This window comes from Streptomyces atratus, from assembly GCF_014648655.1.
Lineage (GTDB): Bacteria > Actinomycetota > Actinomycetes > Streptomycetales > Streptomycetaceae > Streptomyces > Streptomyces atratus.
This window is the reverse complement of the sequence record NZ_BMRN01000006.1, coordinates 87483-105512: the sequence shown is the minus strand read 5'-3', so window position 1 is coordinate 105512 and position 18030 is coordinate 87483. Positions and strand designations below refer to the sequence as shown.

Below are 18030 nucleotides of genomic sequence, written 5' to 3'. Positions count from 1 at the left end.
TTGTGATCTGCTATCGCGTGCACCACGATGGCGTCAATAGGGCCATGGGGGATCATTCCTGGCCAGATTCATCTACTGCGGGGTTGGACGATGCGCGAGTCGGTTCAAGCTGAGGTCATGATGAGCTTCCTCGTCTCCGAGGAACTCTCTTTCCGGATCCCGGTGGAGCTCCGGTACGAAGTGTGCGATCCGTATGCGATCCGGATGACCTTCCATCTGCCCGGCGACGCCCCCGTCACCTGGGCATTCGGCCGTGAGCTGCTGCTCGACGGCCTCAACAGCCCCAGTGGCGACGGTGATGTGCATATCGGGCCCACGGAGCCCGAGGGGCTGTCCGACGTACATATCCGACTTCAGGTGGGCGCGGATCGCGCCCTCTTCAGGGCCGGTACGGCGCCGCTTGTGGCCTTCCTCGACCGGACGGACAAACTCGTGCCGCTCGGGCAGGAGTGCACGCTGGGTGACTTCGAGGGCAACCTGGAAGAGGCCCTGGGCCGGATCCTCGCCGAGGAACAGAACGCCGGCTGAGGAGGACGGCGCCGCCGACCGGCCCGCCGGTCGAACGCAACACCTGCCGAATGGGTGAATCGCTCTCCGTGAGGAGGCGTTCAAGGCTTCGTCCTACGACGACGGCCTTTCCCGGTCCGTACGGGTGCCGAAGCTCCGGCTTCCGCGCCGACCCCTGTGCGGTCCGCGGAGACGACCAGCGCCGCGAGCACCGTCGTCACCGGCACCGAGGCGACCAGTCCGATCGAACCGACCAGCGTTCGTACGATCTCCTCCGCCACCAGCTCGCTGTTGGTCACTGTCCCCACGCTGCTCTGGGCGATCGAGAACAGCAGCAGCAGCGGCAGTGCGGCGCCCGCGTAGGCGAGCACCAGCGTATTGACGACCGAGGCGATGTGATCGCGCCCGATCCTGATCCCTGCCCGGTAGAGCCCCCGAGCACCCATCGTCGGGTTCGCCTGGTGCAGCTCCCAGACCGCCGATGTCTGGGTGACCGTCACATCGTCGAGCACCCCGAGCGAGCCGATGATGACACCGGCCAGCAGCAGACCGCTCATGTCGATGTGCGGGTACAGGCCGTGGATGAGGCCGGTGTTGTCGTCGGTGTTGCCGGTCAGGCTCGCCCAGCCGATGAAGAGCGAGCCGAGCAGCCCGATCAGCAGCAATGAGATCAGCGTGCCGATCACCGCGACCGATGTGCGGGCGGTCAGGCCGTGGCACATGTACAGCGCGATCAGCATGATTGCACTGGCCCCGACCACCGCGACGAGCAGTGGATTCGAGCCTTGGAGGATGGCCGGGAGGATGAACAGGGTCAGCACGGCGAACGAAACGGCGAGTGCGACCAGTGCCATCACCCCACGCATCCTGCCCACCGCGATCACGACCAGGGCGAAGATCCCGGCCAGCAGCGTCATCGGGAACTTCCGGTTCACATCCGTCACCGAGTACTGCAGATCACGGGGTGCGTCGGGGGCGTACGCCACGACCACGCCCTGTCCTTCGTGCAACTGACGGGGTGCGTCCGGCTGGACGATCTCGACGAAGGTCCGGCCCTTGTCGTGACCGGTCGTCACCTCGACGGTGGCCTTCTCGCACAGCCCGGGCCCGCTCCCCGACGGCGGGGTGGTCTCGCCGCTGATGGGTGTCTGGGCGGCGTTCACGTCCTTGCAGTCCACCTTGTCGATGTTCACCACCTTTCCCTGCTGGGTCTGCCGGTCGAAGCCGACACCGGTCCGCTCGTGCGGGGGCGCGCCGCCCGGCCAGAGCACCACCAGACCGACGACGACCGCGCCGGCGAACGGGATCAGCACGGCCGCGATGACCTTGCGCAGATGTTTGGAGACGGGCGCGGCAGGGCCATGGCTGTGCGAGTGGCCGTGCGGTTCGGGGTCGGTGTGGGGGGACGTCACCGGCCGATCATCGCAAGAAGAGAAGGGCCCTCTGTTCAGTACGCCGGACAGGGCGCTAGCGTGGAGGAACCTTTGCACACGCGGGAGCTCGGAGCACCGGGCTGAGAGGGCGCTGATATCCGTACATCCGTACGGGAGAGGCTGCGCCGACCGCCGAACCTGTTACCGGGTAATGCCGGCGTAGGGAGTAGGTCTCATGACCACAGCGGACGCACGCACGCCTGCCTCGAACCAGAGCGACGAGGCCAGGAAGTCCATCGGCTGGCACAAGGGGTACGTCCAGGGCTCACGCCCGGAGCTCCGGGTGCCGGTCCGTCAGGTGCACCTCACCAATGGCAAGGACGTGACGCTGTACGACACGTCGGGCCCGTACACCGATCCCACCACCGAGACCGATGTCCGTCGCGGGCTCGCACCGCTGCGGGAGAACTGGATCACCGCGCGCGGCGACACCGAGGAGTACCCGGGCCGCCCCGCGCGCCCCGAGGACGACGGGCTCAAGCACACCTCGCCGCGAATGGGGTCTCCCCTGCTCGAGCGAAGCCGAGAGCTTGGGGAAGGGCTGCGCAACCTCGACGCGGTCTTCCCCGGCCGCCCGCGCCTGCCCCGCCGCAGCCGGGACGGGCAGCCGGTGACCCAGCTCGCGTACGCCCGCCGGGGCGAGATCACCCCGGAGATGGAGTACGTGGCGATCCGGGAGAACGTCGAACCCGAGGTGGTGCGCGAGGAGATCGCCGCGGGCCGGGCCGTGCTGCCGGCCAACGTCAACCACCCCGAGATCGAGCCGATGATCATCGGCAAGCGGTTCCTGGTGAAGGTCAATGCCAACATCGGCAACTCCGCGGTGACGTCTTCCATCGAGGAGGAGGTGGAGAAGATGACATGGGCGACGCGCTGGGGCGCCGACACGGTCATGGACCTTTCCACCGGCCGTAACATTCACACCACCCGTGAGTGGGTTCTGCGCAACTCCCCCGTGCCGATCGGCACCGTTCCCCTCTACCAGGCCCTCGAAAAGGTTGACGGCCGGGCCGAGGAGCTGACCTGGGAGATCTACAAGGACACCGTCATCGAGCAGGCCGAGCAGGGCGTCGACTACATGACGGTCCACGCCGGCGTGCGCCTGCCCTACGTCCCGCTGACCGCCCGCCGCAAGACCGGCATCGTCTCCCGCGGCGGCTCGATCATGGCGGCGTGGTGCCTCGCGCACCACAAGGAGTCGTTCCTGTACGAGCACTTCGAGGAGCTCTGCGAGATCCTTGCCACGTACGACGTGACGTACTCGCTGGGCGACGGGCTGCGCCCCGGCTCGATCGCCGACGCCAACGACGAGGCCCAGTTCGCCGAACTGCGCACGCTCGGTGAGCTGAACACGGTCGCCAAGCGATTCGGCGTCCAGACCATGATCGAGGGCCCGGGCCATGTCCCGATGCACAAGATCAAGGAGAACATCGACCTCCAGCAGGAGATCTGCGAGGAGGCCCCCTTCTATACGCTCGGCCCGCTGACCACCGATGTCGCCCCGGCGTACGACCACATCACCTCGGGCATCGGCGCGGCGATGATCGCATGGTGGGGCACGGCGATGCTCTGCTACGTCACGCCCAAGGAGCACCTCGGCCTGCCCAACCGGGACGATGTGAAGACCGGCGTCATCACGTACAAGATCGCGGCGCATGCGGCGGACCTCGCCAAGGGGCACCCGGGGGCTCAGGACTGGGACGACGCGCTCTCCGACGCCCGTTTCGAATTCCGCTGGGAGGACCAGTTCAATCTGGCTCTCGACCCGGTCACGGCTCGGGAGTTCCACGACGAGACGCTGCCGGCCGAGCCGGCGAAGACAGCGCACTTCTGCTCGATGTGCGGCCCGAAGTTCTGCTCGATGAAGATCTCACAGGACATCCGTCGTGAACACGGCGGTTCCCAGGCGGAGATCGACGCGGGCATGGCCGAGAAGTCCAAGGAGTTCGCGGCGGCCGGCAACCGGGTCTATCTGCCGATCGCGGACTGACGCGGGACGCGCACAACGGGACGCCGTCCCGAGAAGCCCTGGCCTCTCGGGACGGCGTCCCGTCGGCCCGGTGCCCGGACCCGGTCAGTCCAGCTCGTGCTCGGGGCCGCCGAAGTCGGGGCTGGTGAAGTCCGGGCTGGTGAATGTAGGGCGGGGGCCCGACGCCGGGCCGTCGTCCGGGCTGGTGAAGTCCGGCCGGCTGTAGCCGATCTTCGGGATGCGGTTCGCCGAACGATGCGGTGTGCGCGACGCGGGGCCGGCGTCGGGGTCGGCGAGCGCGTCCCGCAGGAACGGCAGTATGCCGCGCTCCAGCAGTGCGTGGCGCCATGCCTCTCTGGCGCGCGCCACATCCTCCGGCAACTCGTTCTCGGCATCCTCGGCGGGCTGCGACGTCGACCCGTTGCGCAGCGCGGTGATGAGCAGTCCGACGGCGGCGGCCAGGATGGCGGCGGCCATGACCGCTGCGAAGAACCATCCTGCGGCGACCATGGTGGAGGCGAAGGACGGCGGCGGATTGAGCAGCCTCAGCAGATAGCCGGAGAGCAGGAATATGAACGCGGCGGTGCCGGCCAGCACGGGCGCCAGGACCGTGACGACGGCTCCTATGCCGGCGCCCGACTGGTTCGGGTCGTCAGTGCCGGACCCGTGGCCCGAATCCTGGCCTGCTCCTTCGGCCGGTCCGCGCAGCTCTTTGCGGGCCTTCACATAGTGCTCGTACTCGGTGGCGGCCGTCGCGGTGATCAGCGCCGTGGCGTCCAGCGCCATGGTGCGCAGCTGCACGGCGTTGAGCCGCTCGCCGACCGCGGCCAGATCCGGTCGTTCATGGGCGTGACGCAGTGCGTCGTCGAGGATCCGCTCGTACTCGGGGCGGTCCTCGGCCAGCAGGTGCGGAGCGCTGTTCATGTGCATCCCCCGATGCTCCGTAGGGCCTGAGTACCCGCTCGGACCGGGCAGTTGGGCGGAAACGGAGGAGAGCCTGCTACTGATACGCCGATGGTAGAGCGCCCACGGCACGGGGTGACAGGGGGTTTCCGGAAATCGGCCCAGCGGTCTGCGCGGTCAGGTCGTGGATGCGTCTTCCCAGAAGAACGTCAGTCATGCAGGGGCAGTTGGACGACCAGTAGCTTTCCGGCCATGGTCACTCCACCGTCCATGGCGATGGCGAGCCCGTCCGCGTACACGTGCGGGCCTTCGACAACGGGGCCGGAGCCGTCCTCGCCGTCCTCCGAGCCGACCTCGCCGAGAAGGTACGGAATGGGGCTGTGACCATGGACGATGCGCTGACCACCGTAGGCAGACATCAGCTCCCGGACGGCCTGCGGCCCCGCTTCGTCGCGGAAGGCGAACCGCTTGGTGAGCTTCCGGAAGAGGTCCCAGCACTCATCGGCGTCGTTACGCGTGAGAATGGCGTGCACGGTGTCGTTGACGTCCTCGATGGTGGCGCCGTAGTCGAGGTACGCCGTCGTGTCGGAGTGCATCAGTAGATGCCCGTCCTCTTCGACGATTGCGTCGAGCCGGGACATCCACTGGAGGTGGACGTCCTGAAGACGCTCCATGTCGTTCTTCTGGCCGCCGTTGAGCAGCCAGGCGGCCTGGAAGGTGGCTGTACCCGCGCCGGAGTTCACCGGGGTGTCGCCGAACCGCTTGGCGCCGATGAGCAGCAGTTCGTGATTGCCCATCAGGGCCTTGCAGTAGCCGCCCGCGGCCGCAGCCTCGGCGGAGAGGCGCATCACGAGGTCGATGACGCCGATGCCGTCGGGGCCCCGGTCGGTGAAGTCACCGAGGAACCAGAGGCGGGCATTGCCCGCGGACCAGTTGCCCTCGGCGTCGATGAGGCCCTGTTCGGCGAGGGCGGCGTGGAGCTCGTCCAAATAGCCGTGGACATCGCCGACGACGTACAGCGGCCCGAGTCCCGGCTCCGGTACCGGCCGCGGGTCGGGGACGGCCCGCACCTGGACCGTGTCACCACGGTTGATCACGGGAAGGTCGCGCGCGGTGGGTGTGTACCCCTCCGGCGGCTCGTCTCCCGGAACGGCATTGCCCGGGTGCGGTGGTGCAGACGGCACCGGAGTCTGCGCATAGGGCGGTACGCGGAAGTCACGCAACGTCGCAGTCCGCACCACGGGTTCCTGACCGGCCCCCTGTGTCATCGACCCCTCCACCACCGTCGCGCCGCCGTACACCTGACGGGCCCTGCTGGTCGGGGCGGTCCGCGGTGTCGTGCGCCCATCATAGGAATGCGGATCGTGCTGTGTGACGCACCAGGGGTGGTGAATCCGGGCGCACATCAGGTTCACCGGCCGTTTGGTCCGAAATCGCCCGATCAATCCCCGGTGGGAGAGCGCGGTGGGCTGACCGTGGTGCGGGGCGGACGGCGTTGCGAGGACGTCCGGACGATGAGCTCTGTCGGTATGACCTGCTCCACCGGTCCGTCGTGCTTCACACCTTCGATGGCGTCGATCAGGAGCTGGACGACCGCCGTGCCGATTCTGCGCGGCTTGAGCGAGAGCGTGGTGATGGGGGGCTCGGTTGTCGCGTACACGGTGGACTCGCTGCAGCAGACCAGCAGAAGGTCCTCGGGGACGCGCAGACCGTAGCGGCGGGCGGCCGCCAGCAGGTCGGTGCCATTGGGGTCGAAGAGCCCGTAGACGGCGTCGGGCCGGTCCGGGCGGGCGAGCAGCCGGTCGGCGGCGACCGCACCCGCGCACGGGTCGTGGGCGGGGTAGGACTCGTACACCGGGGCCTGTCCCACGCGCTCGCACCAATGGAGGTACGCGGTGGTGGAGAGACGGGTGTACGTGTCGGTGGTGGTGCCGGTGAGCAGGCCGATGCGGCGGGCCCCGGCGGCGGCCAGATGGTCGAGGAGGTCGAGCACGGCGGCCCGGTGGTCGTTGTCGACCCAGGCGGTGACCGGGAGGGTTCCGGCCGGCCGGCCGTCCGAGACGACGGGCAGCCCCTGGCGCACGAGCTCCGTGACGACCGGGTCCTGGTCGGAGGGGTCGATCACGACGGTGCCGTCGAGAGCGACGTTCGACCAGACGTCATGGCGTGAGGTGGCGGGCAGGATGACGAGGGCGTAGCCGCGGGCGAGCGCGGCGGAGGTGGCCGCTCTGGCCATCTCGGCGAAGTAGGCGAATTCGGTGAAGGTGAAAGGTTCGTCCCCGTAGGTCGTCACGGTCAGGCCGATGAGGCCGGACTTGCCGGTACGGAGGGTTCGGGCCGCGGCGGAAGGGCGGTAGCCCAGGCGCTCTGCGACCTCGCGGACATGGCGGCGGGTGGCGTCCGGGAGCCTGCCCTTGCCGTTGAGCGCGTCGGAGACGGTCGTGATGGAGACCCCGGCGGCGGCGGCCACATCCCGGATTCCCGCTCGTCCTTGCCGACCGCCGCGCCGGGGTGTCTCCGCCCGGCTCACCTGGTGCTTCCCTGCTGCTGTCATGGCGAGCCGATAGTAGGGCGCGGACGGGAGGTTGGCCCGGTCGCACATTTACTTGTTGACAGGCACGTTTCTGCATGATCATTAGGTGCCAAATGCCTGGCAAATCAAGGGCGTTGGATGGGTTGATCGCAATGTGTCATGTATCGAAACCGATGGGCCTACTAAATGGCTGATGTCTCGAAGAGGTCTCATCTCACCTCTTCGAGGGACGCGCGCCACGGAGTGAGCCACCGGCGCACGTCGGGGAGGGAAACGCTCCCCCCATTCCCGGTCGCACCGGACGATTGGACGTTCCGGCCATTCGCAGCAGTGCCCAATCCTCATAAGGTGAGCAGTATTGATGTGTACAGACGGTCGAGGAGGACCTGCGGTGAGCGAGACGAGCCCCAAGCTGCGCGCCGAGCTGGACGGCGTTCCCGCCTATGTACCGGGCAAGCCGGCTGCCGCCGGCGGACCGGTTGCGTTCAAGCTGTCCTCCAACGAGAACCCGTATCCGCCGCTGCCCGGGGTGATGGAGTCCGCCCTGGCCGCGGCTGCGAACTTCAACCGCTATCCGGACATGGCCTGCACCGGTCTGATGAATGAGCTCGCTGACCGTTTCGGTGTGCCCGTCTCGCACCTCGCCACCGGAACCGGCTCGGTCGGTGTGGCGCAGCAACTGCTCCAGGCCACCTCGGGTCCGGGTGACGAGGTCATCTACGCCTGGCGCTCCTTCGAGGCGTATCCGATCATCACGCAGGTCAGCGGTGCGACCTCGGTGAAGGTTCCGCTGACCGATGGTGACGTGCACGACCTCGACGCGATGGCGGACGCGATCACGGACCGCACCCGGATGATCTTCGTCTGCAACCCGAACAACCCGACCGGCACCGTTGTGCGCCGGGCTGAGCTGGAGCGGTTCCTGGACCGGGTGCCGGGCGATGTCCTGGTGGTGCTCGACGAGGCGTACAGGGAGTTCATCCGCGACGCCGAGGTGCCGGACGGCATCGAGATCTACCGGGACCGGCCCAATGTGGCGGTGCTGCGGACGTTCTCCAAGGCGTACGGCCTGGCCGGTCTGCGGGTCGGTTTCGCCGTGGCTCACGAGCCGGTGGCGGCCGCACTGCGCAAGACGGCGGTGCCCTTCGGGGTCAGCCAGCTCGCACAGGACGCGGCGGTGGCCTCGCTGCGCGCCGAGGACGAACTCCTGGGGAGGGTCGGCTCCTTGGTGTGCGAGCGCGAGCGGGTGCAGCGGACGCTGGTGGACCAGGGGTGGACCGTGCCGGAGTCCCAGGCGAACTTCGTCTGGCTGCGGCTCGGGGACCGTACTGCCGACTTCGCCGCGGTGTGCGAGCGGGCCGGTGTGGTGGTCAGGCCGTTCGCGGGCGAGGGTGTGCGGGTCTCGATCGGGGAGGACGAGGCCAACGATCTGTTCTTGAAGGTGACGGAGTCGTACCGCAAGGGGCTGTAGAGCGGCGCAGGCCGCCTGCGCACACCGGAGGGCCCAGGGCCCCGTACCTCGATCGCCGAGGTACGGGGCCTTTGCGTTCGAGGCCTGAAGGGGCCCGGAACGCGATGCTTCCGTGTGTCTGCTTCGGGTGGATTGATCGGAACATCCCAAGAGGGGTACCCCGCCCGAACGTCCCGAAAGTCCGTGCGTCATAATTGCTTGTGAATGTGAACGCGTTCACAAGCATGTCCTGCTTCCTCCCATGATTAGTCGGATTAAAAGGGCAAACTGCCGGTGTCACTACGGCGACTTAAGGAGAAGACGACGTGGAGCTAGCTCTGGCGCCGGAAACGCTGGCGCGATGGCAGTTCGGTATCACCACCGTCTACCACTTCCTGTTCGTCCCACTGACGATCTCTCTCGCTGCGCTCACCGCCGGCCTGCAGACCGCCTGGGTGCGGACGAACAACGAGAAGTACCTCAGAGCGACGAAATTCTGGGGCAAGCTCTTCCTGATCAACATCGCCATGGGTGTCGTCACCGGCATCGTCCAGGAGTTCCAGTTCGGTATGAACTGGTCCGACTACTCGCGGTTCGTCGGTGACATCTTCGGTGCCCCGCTCGCGTTCGAGGCACTGATCGCCTTCTTCTTCGAGTCCACGTTCATCGGGCTGTGGATCTTCGGCTGGGACAAGCTGCCGAAGAAGATCCACCTCGCCTGCATCTGGATAGTCTCCATCGGAACCATCCTGTCCGCCTACTTCATCCTGGCGGCCAACTCCTGGATGCAGCACCCGGTCGGCTACCGCATCAACAAGGAACGCGGCCGGGCCGAGCTCACCGACTTCTGGCATGTGCTCACTCAGAACACCGCGCTTGCCCAGTTCTTCCACACCATCACCGCCGCCTTCCTGGTCGGAGGCGCGTTCATGGTCGGCATCGCCGCCTTCCATCTGGCGCGCAAGAAGCACATCCCGGTGATGCGGACCTCGCTGCGGCTCGGACTGGTCACCGTGGTGATCGCCGGACTTCTCACTGCCATCAGCGGTGACCAGCTCGGCAAGGTCATGTTCAAGCAGCAGCCGATGAAGATGGCCGCCGCCGAGGCGCTCTGGGAGGGGCAGAACTCGGCACCCTTCTCGATCTTCGCGGTCGGCGATGTGGCCAAGGGGCACAACACCGTGGAGATCTCCATCCCGGGGGTACTGTCCTTCCTCGCGGACGACAGCTTCACTTCGTACGTCCCCGGCATCAATGACATCAACAAGGCCGAGCAGGAGAAGTTCGGTCCCGGTGACTACCGGCCCAACATCCCGGTCGCGTTCTGGAGCTTCCGCTGGATGATCGGCTTCGGAATGGCGTCCTTCGCCCTCGGCATCCTCGGACTGTGGCTGACACGAAGGAAGTTCATGCTGCCGCCGGGGATGAGGACCGGTGAGGACGAAGTGCCCCATCTGGTCCTCTTCAAGAACAAGGCCCTCAGCCCGAAGCTCGCCAAGTGCTACTGGATCGTCGCGCTCTGGACGCTGCTCTTCCCGCTGATCGCCAACTCCTGGGGCTGGATCTTCACCGAGATGGGTCGCCAGCCCTGGGTCGTCTACGGCGTGCTCCAGACCCGCGACGCGGTCTCCCCCGGCACCTCGCAGGGCGAGGTACTCACTTCGATGATCGGCTTCACCCTGCTGTACGCCGCGCTCGCGGTGATCGAGGTCAAGCTGCTCGTGAAGTACATCAAGGCCGGACCGCCGGAGCTCACGGAGGCCGACCTCAACCCGCCCACCAAGATCGGCGGCGACGACCATGACGACGCCGACCGGCCGATGGCCTTCTCCTACTGAGAGCAGAGGAGCTGAGAGATGGAACTCCACGACGTCTGGTTCGTACTCATCGCCGTCCTCTGGACCGGCTACTTCTTCCTGGAGGGATTCGACTTCGGGATCGGTGTCCTCACCAAGCTGCTGGCCCGCGACCGCAAGGAGCGGCGGGTTCTGATCAATACGATCGGGCCCGTCTGGGACGGAAACGAAGTGTGGCTGCTCACCGCGGGCGGTGCGACCTTCGCCGCCTTCCCCGAGTGGTACGCCACCCTGTTCTCCGGCTTCTACCTGCCGCTGCTGATCATCCTGGTCTGCCTGATCGTGCGAGGTGTCGCCTTCGAGTACCGGTCGAAGCGTCCCGAGGAGAAGTGGCAGACCAACTGGGAACACGCGATCTTCTGGACCTCACTGATCCCGGCCCTGCTCTGGGGCGTGGCCTTCGGGAACATCGTGCGCGGCGTGAAGATCGATGCCGACATGGAGTACGCGGGCACCTTCTGGGACCTGCTCAATCCGTACGCCATCCTCGGCGGACTGGTCACGCTCACCCTCTTCACCTTCCACGGTGCCGTGTTCGCGGGGCTCAAGACCGTCGGGGACATCCGGGAACGGGCGCGCAAGCTGGCGCTGAAGCTCGGGCCGGTCACCGCGGTGCTCGCACTCTGCTTCCTCATCTGGACCCAGATCGACAACGGCGACGGCTGGAGCCTGATGGCGTTGATCATCACCGTGGTGGCACTGGTCGGTGCGATCGGCGCGATCGCGGCGGGACGTGAGGGCTGGTCGTTCGCGCTCTCCGGCGTGACCATCGTGGCCGCGGTCGCGATGCTCTTCCTGACGCTCTTCCCGAACGTCATGCCGTCCTCGCTGAACGACGCCTGGAGCCTCACGGTCACCAACGCCTCGTCCACCCCGTACACGCTGAAGATCATGACCTGGTGCGCGGGGATCGCCACCCCTGTCGTCCTGCTCTACCAGGGCTGGACGTACTGGGTCTTCCGTAAGCGCATCGGTACGCAGCACATCGCCGAAGCGCACTGAACGCACCTGGGGCCTGTCCGATCCTGATCCGCCGGACAGGCCCCGGCCCGCCGACCGAGCTCACTGGGGGCTGTTTCACGTGAAACCGATCGACCCGCGCCTGCTCCGCTACGCTCGCGCCACCCGCCTCTTCCTGGCAGCCGTGGTGGCACTCGGAGTTGTCGGGGCGGCGCTGGTCATCGCCCAGGCCATGCTCATCGCCGAAGTGGTGGTGGGCGGGTTCGAGAACGGACTGGCCGTCTCCGGGCTGCGGACTCCGCTGATCACGCTCGCGGCCATCGCGCTCGGCCGGGGGCTGGTCTCGTGGCTGACCGAACTGGCCGCGTACCGGGCCAGCGCAGCGGTCAAGTCCGAACTCCGCGGCCGGCTGCTGGAGCGGGCCGCGGCGCTCGGGCCCGGCTGGCTGAGCGGGCAGCGCACCGGCTCCCTGGTGGCGCTTGCCACCCGTGGGGTCGACGCCCTCGACGATTACTTCGCGCGTTATCTGCCGCAGCTCGGACTCGCGGTGGTCGTCCCGGTAGCGGTCCTTGCCAGGATCGTCACCGAGGACTGGGTCTCGGCAGCGATCATCGTGGTCACGCTGCCTCTCATCCCGCTCTTCATGATTTTGATCGGCTGGGCCACCCAGTCGCGGATGGACCGCCAGTGGCAGCTGTTGTCCCGGCTCTCCGGGCACTTCCTCGACGTGGTCGCCGGACTGCCGACGCTGAAGGTCTTCGGCCGGGCCAAGGCCCAGGCCGAATCCATCCGCACCATCACCTCGCAGTACCGGCGGGCCACGCTGCGGACGCTGCGGATCGCGTTCCTGTCGTCCTTCGCCCTGGAGCTGTTGGCGACCCTGTCGGTGGCCCTCGTCGCCGTCACCATCGGCATGAGGCTCGTGCACGGCGAACTCGACCTCTACACGGGCCTGGTGGTGCTGATCCTGGCGCCCGAGGCTTATCTGCCGATCCGCCAGGTCGGCGCGCAGTACCACGCGGCCGCCGAGGGGCTCTCGGCCGCGGAGGAGATCTTCTCGGTCCTGGAGACCGAGCCCCGGCCGCGCGGTACGGAGGACACTCCGGAGTCGCTGCGGCTGGAGCTGGAGGGGGTGACCGTACGCCACGAAGGCCGTACCGAAGCTTCGCTGGACGGGGCCTCGTTGGTGGTGGACGAGGGGGAGACCGTTGCTCTGGTCGGCCCGAGCGGTGTCGGGAAGTCCACCTTGCTCGATGTGGTGCTGGGATTCACGGCACCCGACGAGGGGCGGGTGCGGATCGGCGGCGTCGATCTGGCGACGCTGGCCCCCGAGCGCTGGCGGGAACGGATCGCCTGGGTGCCGCAGCGCCCGTATCTCTTCGCAGGCACGATCGCGGAGAACGTACGGCTGGCCCGGCCGGACGCGGACGACGGCGCCGTGACGGCAGCGCTGCGGGACGCGGGGGCGTACGACTTCGTGGCGGAACTGCCGGACGGCGCGCAGACGCTCCTCGGCGAGGACGGTGCGGGCCTCTCCGCCGGCCAGCGCCAGCGACTCGCGCTCGCGCGGGCCTTCCTCGCCGACCGGCCGCTGCTGCTGCTCGACGAACCGACCGCGAGTCTGGACGGCGAGACGGAAGCGGGCGTCGTCGAGGCGGTACGGAGGCTGGCGGTGGGGCGGACCGTGCTGCTGGTCGTGCACCGCCCGGCGCTGCTCTCGGTGGCCGACCGGGTGGTGACACTGGAACCGGGCCTGACACTTCGGCCGGAGAAGCCCGAGGTGTTCGCTGCGGTGCCACGGCCGACGAACGCACCCATCGGCGAGAGTGACGCTGTGCCGGAGCCAGGGGTGCTGCGGGACACCGCGGCCCGCTCGGGTCAGGTCCTGGCCCGGGTCAGGGAGGCCGCAGGGGCACGGCGCGGACAGCTGGCGCTCGCGCTGCTGCTGGGAAGCCTCGCCCTGGCCTCGGCGGTCGGGCTCATGGCCGTCTCCGGCTGGCTGATCTCCCGCGCCTCCGAGCAGCCCCCGGTGCTCTATCTGATGGTCGCCGTGACCGCGACCCGCGCCTTCGGTCTCGGACGGGCCGTCTTCCGCTATGCCGAGCGCCTGGTGTCGCACGACGCCGTGCTCAAGATGCTCGCCGAGCTGCGCGTCGCGGTCTATCGAGGGCTGGAGCGCATCGCGCCGGCCGGTCTGCGCCGCACCCGGCGCGGGGACCTGCTCTCCCGGCTCGTCGCCGACGTCGACGCCTTGCAGGACTACTGGCTGCGCTGGCTGCTGCCCGTCGGGACCGCCGTCGTCGTGGGGGCGGCGGCCGCCGGATTCATCGGCTGGCTACTGCCTGCGGCAGGCGTCGTGCTGGCCGCCGGACTGCTGCTGGCCGGAGCGGGAGTACCGCTGGTCAGCGGCGCCTGCTCCCGTCACGCGGAACGCCAACTGGCCCCCGCACGTGCCGATCTGGCCACTCGGATCACGGACCTGCTCGGCGGGACCGCCGAACTGACCGTTGCGGGCGCCCTGCCCGCCCGCTCGGAGCGGACCCGGGAGGCCGACGGCGTCCTGACCCGCATCGCCGCCCGCGCGGCCACCGCCACCGCGCTCGGCGGCGGCCTCATCGCTCTGATCAGCGGCCTCACCGTCGTCGCCACCGCACTCGTCGCCCTCCCCGCCGTGTACGACGGGCGGCTCACGGGCGTGGAGCTCGCGGTGGTGGTGCTCACACCGCTGGCCGCCTTCGAGGCCGTGACCGGTCTGCCGCTCGCCGTGCAGTACCGGCAGCGGGTCAAGCGGAGTGCGGAGCGGGTGTACGAGGTGCTGGACGCCCCACTGCCCGTGCACGAACCCGGCAGCCCGGCCGAGACACCCGGATCGCCCTTCCCGCTGGAGGTACGGGGGCTGTCGGCCCGGTACGCGCAAGCGGAGCGGGACGCCCTGGACTCCGTCGACCTGAGGCTGACGGCCGGCCGACGCATCGCCGTCGTCGGTCCCTCCGGCTCCGGGAAGACGACTCTCGCGCAGGTCCTGCTCCGTTTCCTGGACGCACGGGCGGGGACGTACCGGATCGGCGGTGTCGATGCCTCCGCACTGGAGGGGGACACGGTCCGGCAGTTCGTCGGGCTGTGCGCCCAGGACGCCCATATCTTTGACAGTTCCATCCGGGAGAACCTGCGGCTGGCCCGTACCGGTGCGACGGACGAGGAACTGCGGGCCGCTCTCGACCGGGCACGGCTGCTCGACTGGGCCGAGGCGCTGCCCGACGGGCTCGACACCCTTGTCGGCGAACACGGCGCACGCCTCTCCGGCGGCCAGCGCCAGCGCCTCGCCCTGGCCCGGGCGATCCTCGCCGACTTTCCCGTACTCGTTCTGGACGAGCCCGCGGAACATCTCGACCTGGCGACCGCGGACGCCCTGACCGCGGACCTGCTGGCCGCCACCCGGGGGCGTACGACGGTACTGATCACCCACCGCCTCCAAGGGCTCGAAGCCGTCGACGAGGTGGTGGTGCTGGATGCCGGCCGGGTGGTGCAGCGGGGGCCGTACGCCGGTCTCGCGGCTGAGGAGGGGCCGCTGCGCCGGATGCTGGAGCGCGAGCGGGAGGCCGTACGGGTGCCCGAGAAAGCCGTGGGCGTACGGGCATGAGCCGGGCGACGCGATAGCCGACTTTCCTCCCGAATGGGGGCTAACTAGTCTCGAGGTATGCCTGAGCAGGACCCGAAGGACTCACTCGAAGCCGCGACACAGGCGACACGCAGCCTGCAGGGCCTGTCCACAGAGCTCACCGCCCGTGTACCGCAGCTGCTGGAAGCCATGCGTTCCGTCGGCACGGGCCTCGAACTGCACTCCACCCTCGACCGGATCTGTGAGACGGCGGCGGAACTCGCCCACTCCCGCTACGCCGCCATCGGCGTCGTCGACGAGGAGGGTGCGGGGCTGTCCGATTTCGTCACGTACGGGGTTTCGGACGAGGTGGCGCACGAGATCGGCCACCGCCCCGACGGGCACCGGGGGCTGCTCGGTGCACTGATCCACGACCCGGTACCGGTGAGGCTCGCCGATCTGACGGCCGATCCGAGGTTCGCCGGATTCCCGCCCGGCCATCCCCCGATGCGGACCTTCCTCGGCGTTCCGATCCGGGTACAGGGAGAGATCTTCGGAAATCTCTATCTGGCCGAGAAGGACGACGGGGGTGAGTTCAACGACTACGACCTGCACATGGTGCGGGTGCTCGCCACGGAGGCCGGGATCGCCATCGGTAACGCCCGGCTGTACGAGGCGGCACGCCAGCGCGAACGGTGGATCGACGGCTCGGTGGCCGTGACCACCGCCCTGCTGTCCGGCGGTGACGCCGATGACGCGCTCTCCGTCGTCGCCGAACAGGCCCGCCATCTTGCCGCGTCCGCCGCCGGGATCGTGCTGCTGCCGGCAGAGGAGGGCGGTCTGGAGATCGTCGCTGTCTCCGCGGACAACCCCTCTGCCCAGCTGGGGGTGATCATCGGGCAGGAGAGCCCGGTGGTTACGAAGCTGCTGGACGGCGAGGCGGTCTTCGTGGACGACTCGGCCACCGATCCCCGCATGGTCACCATGCTGGCCCACCAGTTCGGCCCCAGCATGCTGCTGCCCCTGCACAGCGGTGGACGGGTGCTGGGTGCGCTCGCCACCCCTCGTGCCCGAGGCGAAAGGCCGTTCACGGAGACGGAACGGACCCTTGCCACCCAGTTCGCCTCGCAGGCCGCACTCGCGCTGATGATGGCCGAGGCACAGCGGGACCGGGAGCGGCTCGCGGTGTACGAGGACCGCGACCGGATCGCCCGCGATCTGCACGACCTGGTCATTCAGCGACTGTTCGCCACCGGGATGATGCTGGAGAGCGCCCAGCGCCGGTCGGTCGTGCCCGAGGTGCAGACGGGTGTCGGCCGGGCGGTCGATGAACTGGACGTGACCATCCAGGAGATCCGTACCGCGATCTTCGCACTGCAGCAGGAGCCGGCCGAGGCGCCGTCCGGGCTGCGCACCCGCGTCCTGCGCGAGATCAACATGGCGGCGGTCCCGCTGGGATTCAAGCCCTCGCACCGCTTCCTCGGCCCGGTCGACTCGCTGGTCGGCGAGCTGACCGGCAAGAATCTGATCGCTGCGCTGCGGGAGGCGCTGTCCAATGCCTTCCGGCATGCCGAGGCGTCGTTGATCGACGTGGTCGTCGATGCGACCGCCACGCTGCCCGACGGGAGGGACGCGGTGCGACTGTCGGTTGCCGACGACGGAGTGGGCATCTCGCAGGGCGGTCGGCGCAGCGGGCTGCGGAATCTGGCGCGCCGGGCGGAATCCCTCGGCGGTGCGAGCTGGTTCGGGCCCGGCATCGGGGAGGACGGGGGCGGCACGACGGTGGTGTGGGAGGCACCGATCTGAGGGCGGTCGGGCGCTCAGGGGTCCGCCCGGCGGGGACGCTGCCGGGCGCGGGCCTCAGCGTGCCGCGTCGGCCGACCGGCGCTCGGCGAGGATCCGCTCGATGACTACCGCGACGCCGTCGTCGCCGTTGGTGGCGGTCCGGCCGGAGGCGGCGGCGATTGCGGCCGGGTGGGCGTTGCCCATCGCGTACGACGTGCCAGCCCAGCGCAGCATCTCCACGTCGTTGGGCATGTCGCCGAAGGCGACGACCTCGGCGGGCGAGATGCCGCGCTCGGCGCAGCAGAGCGCCAGGGTGCTGGCTTTGGAGACTCCTGGGCCGCTGATTTCCAGCAGGGCCGTGGGGCTGGACCGGGTGAAGGAGGCCTCGTGGCCGGCTGCCGTACGGGCCAGGGCGAGGAAGTCGTCCGGGGCCAGTTCGGCGTGGTGGGCGAGGAGCTTCAGCACGGGGGCGCCGGTACCCGGCGTCTCCTCGTGGAGCAGCTTCTCGGCGGCGGCGACGGTGGCACCCGGGTCCAGGTGGAAGGGTGGGTAGGCCGGTTCGTAGTGGATGCCGGTGGTCAGTTCGACGGCGAAGGAGACGCCGGGGGTGGCGGCGCGCAGTGTGTGCACGATGTCGAGGGCGATGTCGCGCCCCAGCGGGCGGACCTTGACCAGCTTGCCGTCCGCATGCAGATCCGCGACCGCGGCGCCGTTCGCGCAGATCGCCAGGCCGTGTCCGTGGACGTGATCGCTGACGACATCCATCCAGCGGGCCGGACGTCCGGTGACGAAGAACACCTCGATACCGGCCTCCTCGGCGGCGGCGAGCGCGGCGATCGTACGGTCCGAGACCGTCTTGTCGTCGCGCAGCAGGGTGCCGTCCAGGTCGGTGGCGATCAGCCGGGGAGCGGCAGGAGAAGGCGAGTCGGTAGCTGAGGTCACGCGCCCATTCTCGCGTATGAAGGCGCACGGGCGTGCAGAGGGGCGCACATATGAGGATGCACGCCCCCTGACCAGCGGAACATGCCTGGCGCAT

General features: G+C 68.7%; 12 protein-coding genes. 7 read left to right on the top strand and 5 right to left on the bottom strand.

Annotation, left to right across the window (positions count from 1 at the left end; translation table 11 throughout):
* Window positions 1-90: 90 nt before the first annotated feature.
* Window positions 91-528 carry an SsgA family sporulation/cell division regulator gene (locus IEZ15_RS12555; RefSeq protein ID WP_114245561.1) on the top strand — a complete coding sequence of 146 codons (438 nt, stop codon included), beginning with the start codon at window positions 91-93 and terminating at the stop codon, window positions 526-528.
* 80 nt (window positions 529-608) lie between these two features.
* On the opposite strand, the gene IEZ15_RS12550 is transcribed toward IEZ15_RS12555, so the two are convergent.
* On the bottom strand, window positions 609-1919 hold the full coding sequence (locus IEZ15_RS12550; RefSeq protein WP_114245562.1) for a YibE/F family protein: 1311 nt from the start codon (window positions 1917-1919) through the stop codon (window positions 609-611).
* 196 nt (window positions 1920-2115) lie between these two features.
* On the opposite strand from IEZ15_RS12550, the gene thiC reads away from it, so the two are divergent.
* Window positions 2116-3930: a phosphomethylpyrimidine synthase ThiC gene (gene thiC, locus IEZ15_RS12545; RefSeq protein WP_189276584.1), complete on the top strand. Its 1815-nt coding sequence runs from the start codon at window positions 2116-2118 to the stop codon at window positions 3928-3930.
* An 84-nt stretch (window positions 3931-4014) separates the two neighbouring features.
* Here thiC and IEZ15_RS12540 read toward each other — a convergent pair whose 3' ends face one another.
* The 3 genes from IEZ15_RS12540 to IEZ15_RS12530 all read right to left on the bottom strand — a co-directional run bounded on the left by IEZ15_RS12540 (window position 4015) and on the right by IEZ15_RS12530 (window position 7366).
* Window positions 4015-4839, bottom strand: coding sequence for a hypothetical protein (locus IEZ15_RS12540; RefSeq protein ID WP_189276582.1), 825 nt, complete (start codon window positions 4837-4839; stop codon window positions 4015-4017).
* Window positions 4840-5021: 182 nt separating this feature from the next.
* Window positions 5022-6080, bottom strand: coding sequence for a metallophosphoesterase (locus tag IEZ15_RS12535; protein ID WP_189276580.1), 1059 nt, complete (start codon window positions 6078-6080; stop codon window positions 5022-5024).
* Window positions 6081-6253: 173 nt separating this feature from the next.
* A complete protein-coding gene (locus IEZ15_RS12530; protein ID WP_189276578.1) occupies window positions 6254-7366 on the bottom strand; it encodes a LacI family DNA-binding transcriptional regulator in 1113 nt (370 codons plus the stop codon).
* A gap of 370 nt (window positions 7367-7736) precedes the next feature.
* On the opposite strand from IEZ15_RS12530, the gene hisC reads away from it, so the two are divergent.
* From hisC to IEZ15_RS12505, 5 genes are all read left to right on the top strand, one after another.
* Entirely contained in the window at window positions 7737-8816 is a 1080-nt protein-coding gene (gene hisC, locus IEZ15_RS12525) for a histidinol-phosphate transaminase (protein ID WP_189276576.1), read from the top strand.
* Between the two features lie 305 nt (window positions 8817-9121).
* Complete coding sequence (locus IEZ15_RS12520) at window positions 9122-10633, top strand: cytochrome ubiquinol oxidase subunit I (protein ID WP_114245567.1); 1512 nt, start codon at window positions 9122-9124, stop codon at window positions 10631-10633.
* An 18-nt stretch (window positions 10634-10651) separates the two neighbouring features.
* Entirely contained in the window at window positions 10652-11653 is a 1002-nt protein-coding gene (gene cydB, locus IEZ15_RS12515) for a cytochrome d ubiquinol oxidase subunit II (protein WP_114245568.1), read from the top strand.
* Window positions 11654-11732: 79 nt separating this feature from the next.
* Window positions 11733-15251 (top strand): thiol reductant ABC exporter subunit CydD, encoded by a 3519-nt coding sequence (gene cydD / locus IEZ15_RS12510; RefSeq protein ID WP_189276574.1) that lies wholly within the window; start codon window positions 11733-11735, stop codon window positions 15249-15251.
* Window positions 15252-15308: 57 nt separating this feature from the next.
* Entirely contained in the window at window positions 15309-17015 is a 1707-nt protein-coding gene (locus tag IEZ15_RS12505; RefSeq protein ID WP_189276572.1) for a sensor histidine kinase, read from the top strand.
* Between the two features lie 54 nt (window positions 17016-17069).
* On the opposite strand, the gene IEZ15_RS12500 is transcribed toward IEZ15_RS12505, so the two are convergent.
* Complete coding sequence (locus tag IEZ15_RS12500) at window positions 17070-17936, bottom strand: Cof-type HAD-IIB family hydrolase (protein WP_189276570.1); 867 nt, start codon at window positions 17934-17936, stop codon at window positions 17070-17072.
* Window positions 17937-18030: the final 94 nt, after the last annotated feature.

Coding starts and splice junctions, on each gene's coding strand:
- IEZ15_RS12555 (WP_114245561.1), top strand. CDS start 91: ATGCGCGAGTCGGTTCAAGCTGAGGTCATGATGAGCTTCCTCGTCTCC.
- cydB (WP_114245568.1), top strand. CDS start 10,652: ATGGAACTCCACGACGTCTGGTTCGTACTCATCGCCGTCCTCTGGACC.
- IEZ15_RS12535 (WP_189276580.1), bottom strand. CDS start 6,080: ATGACACAGGGGGCCGGTCAGGAACCCGTGGTGCGGACTGCGACGTTG.
- thiC (WP_189276584.1), top strand. CDS start 2,116: ATGACCACAGCGGACGCACGCACGCCTGCCTCGAACCAGAGCGACGAG.
- IEZ15_RS12540 (WP_189276582.1), bottom strand. CDS start 4,839: ATGCACATGAACAGCGCTCCGCACCTGCTGGCCGAGGACCGCCCCGAG.
- IEZ15_RS12530 (WP_189276578.1), bottom strand. CDS start 7,366: ATGACAGCAGCAGGGAAGCACCAGGTGAGCCGGGCGGAGACACCCCGG.
- IEZ15_RS12505 (WP_189276572.1), top strand. CDS start 15,309: ATGCCTGAGCAGGACCCGAAGGACTCACTCGAAGCCGCGACACAGGCG.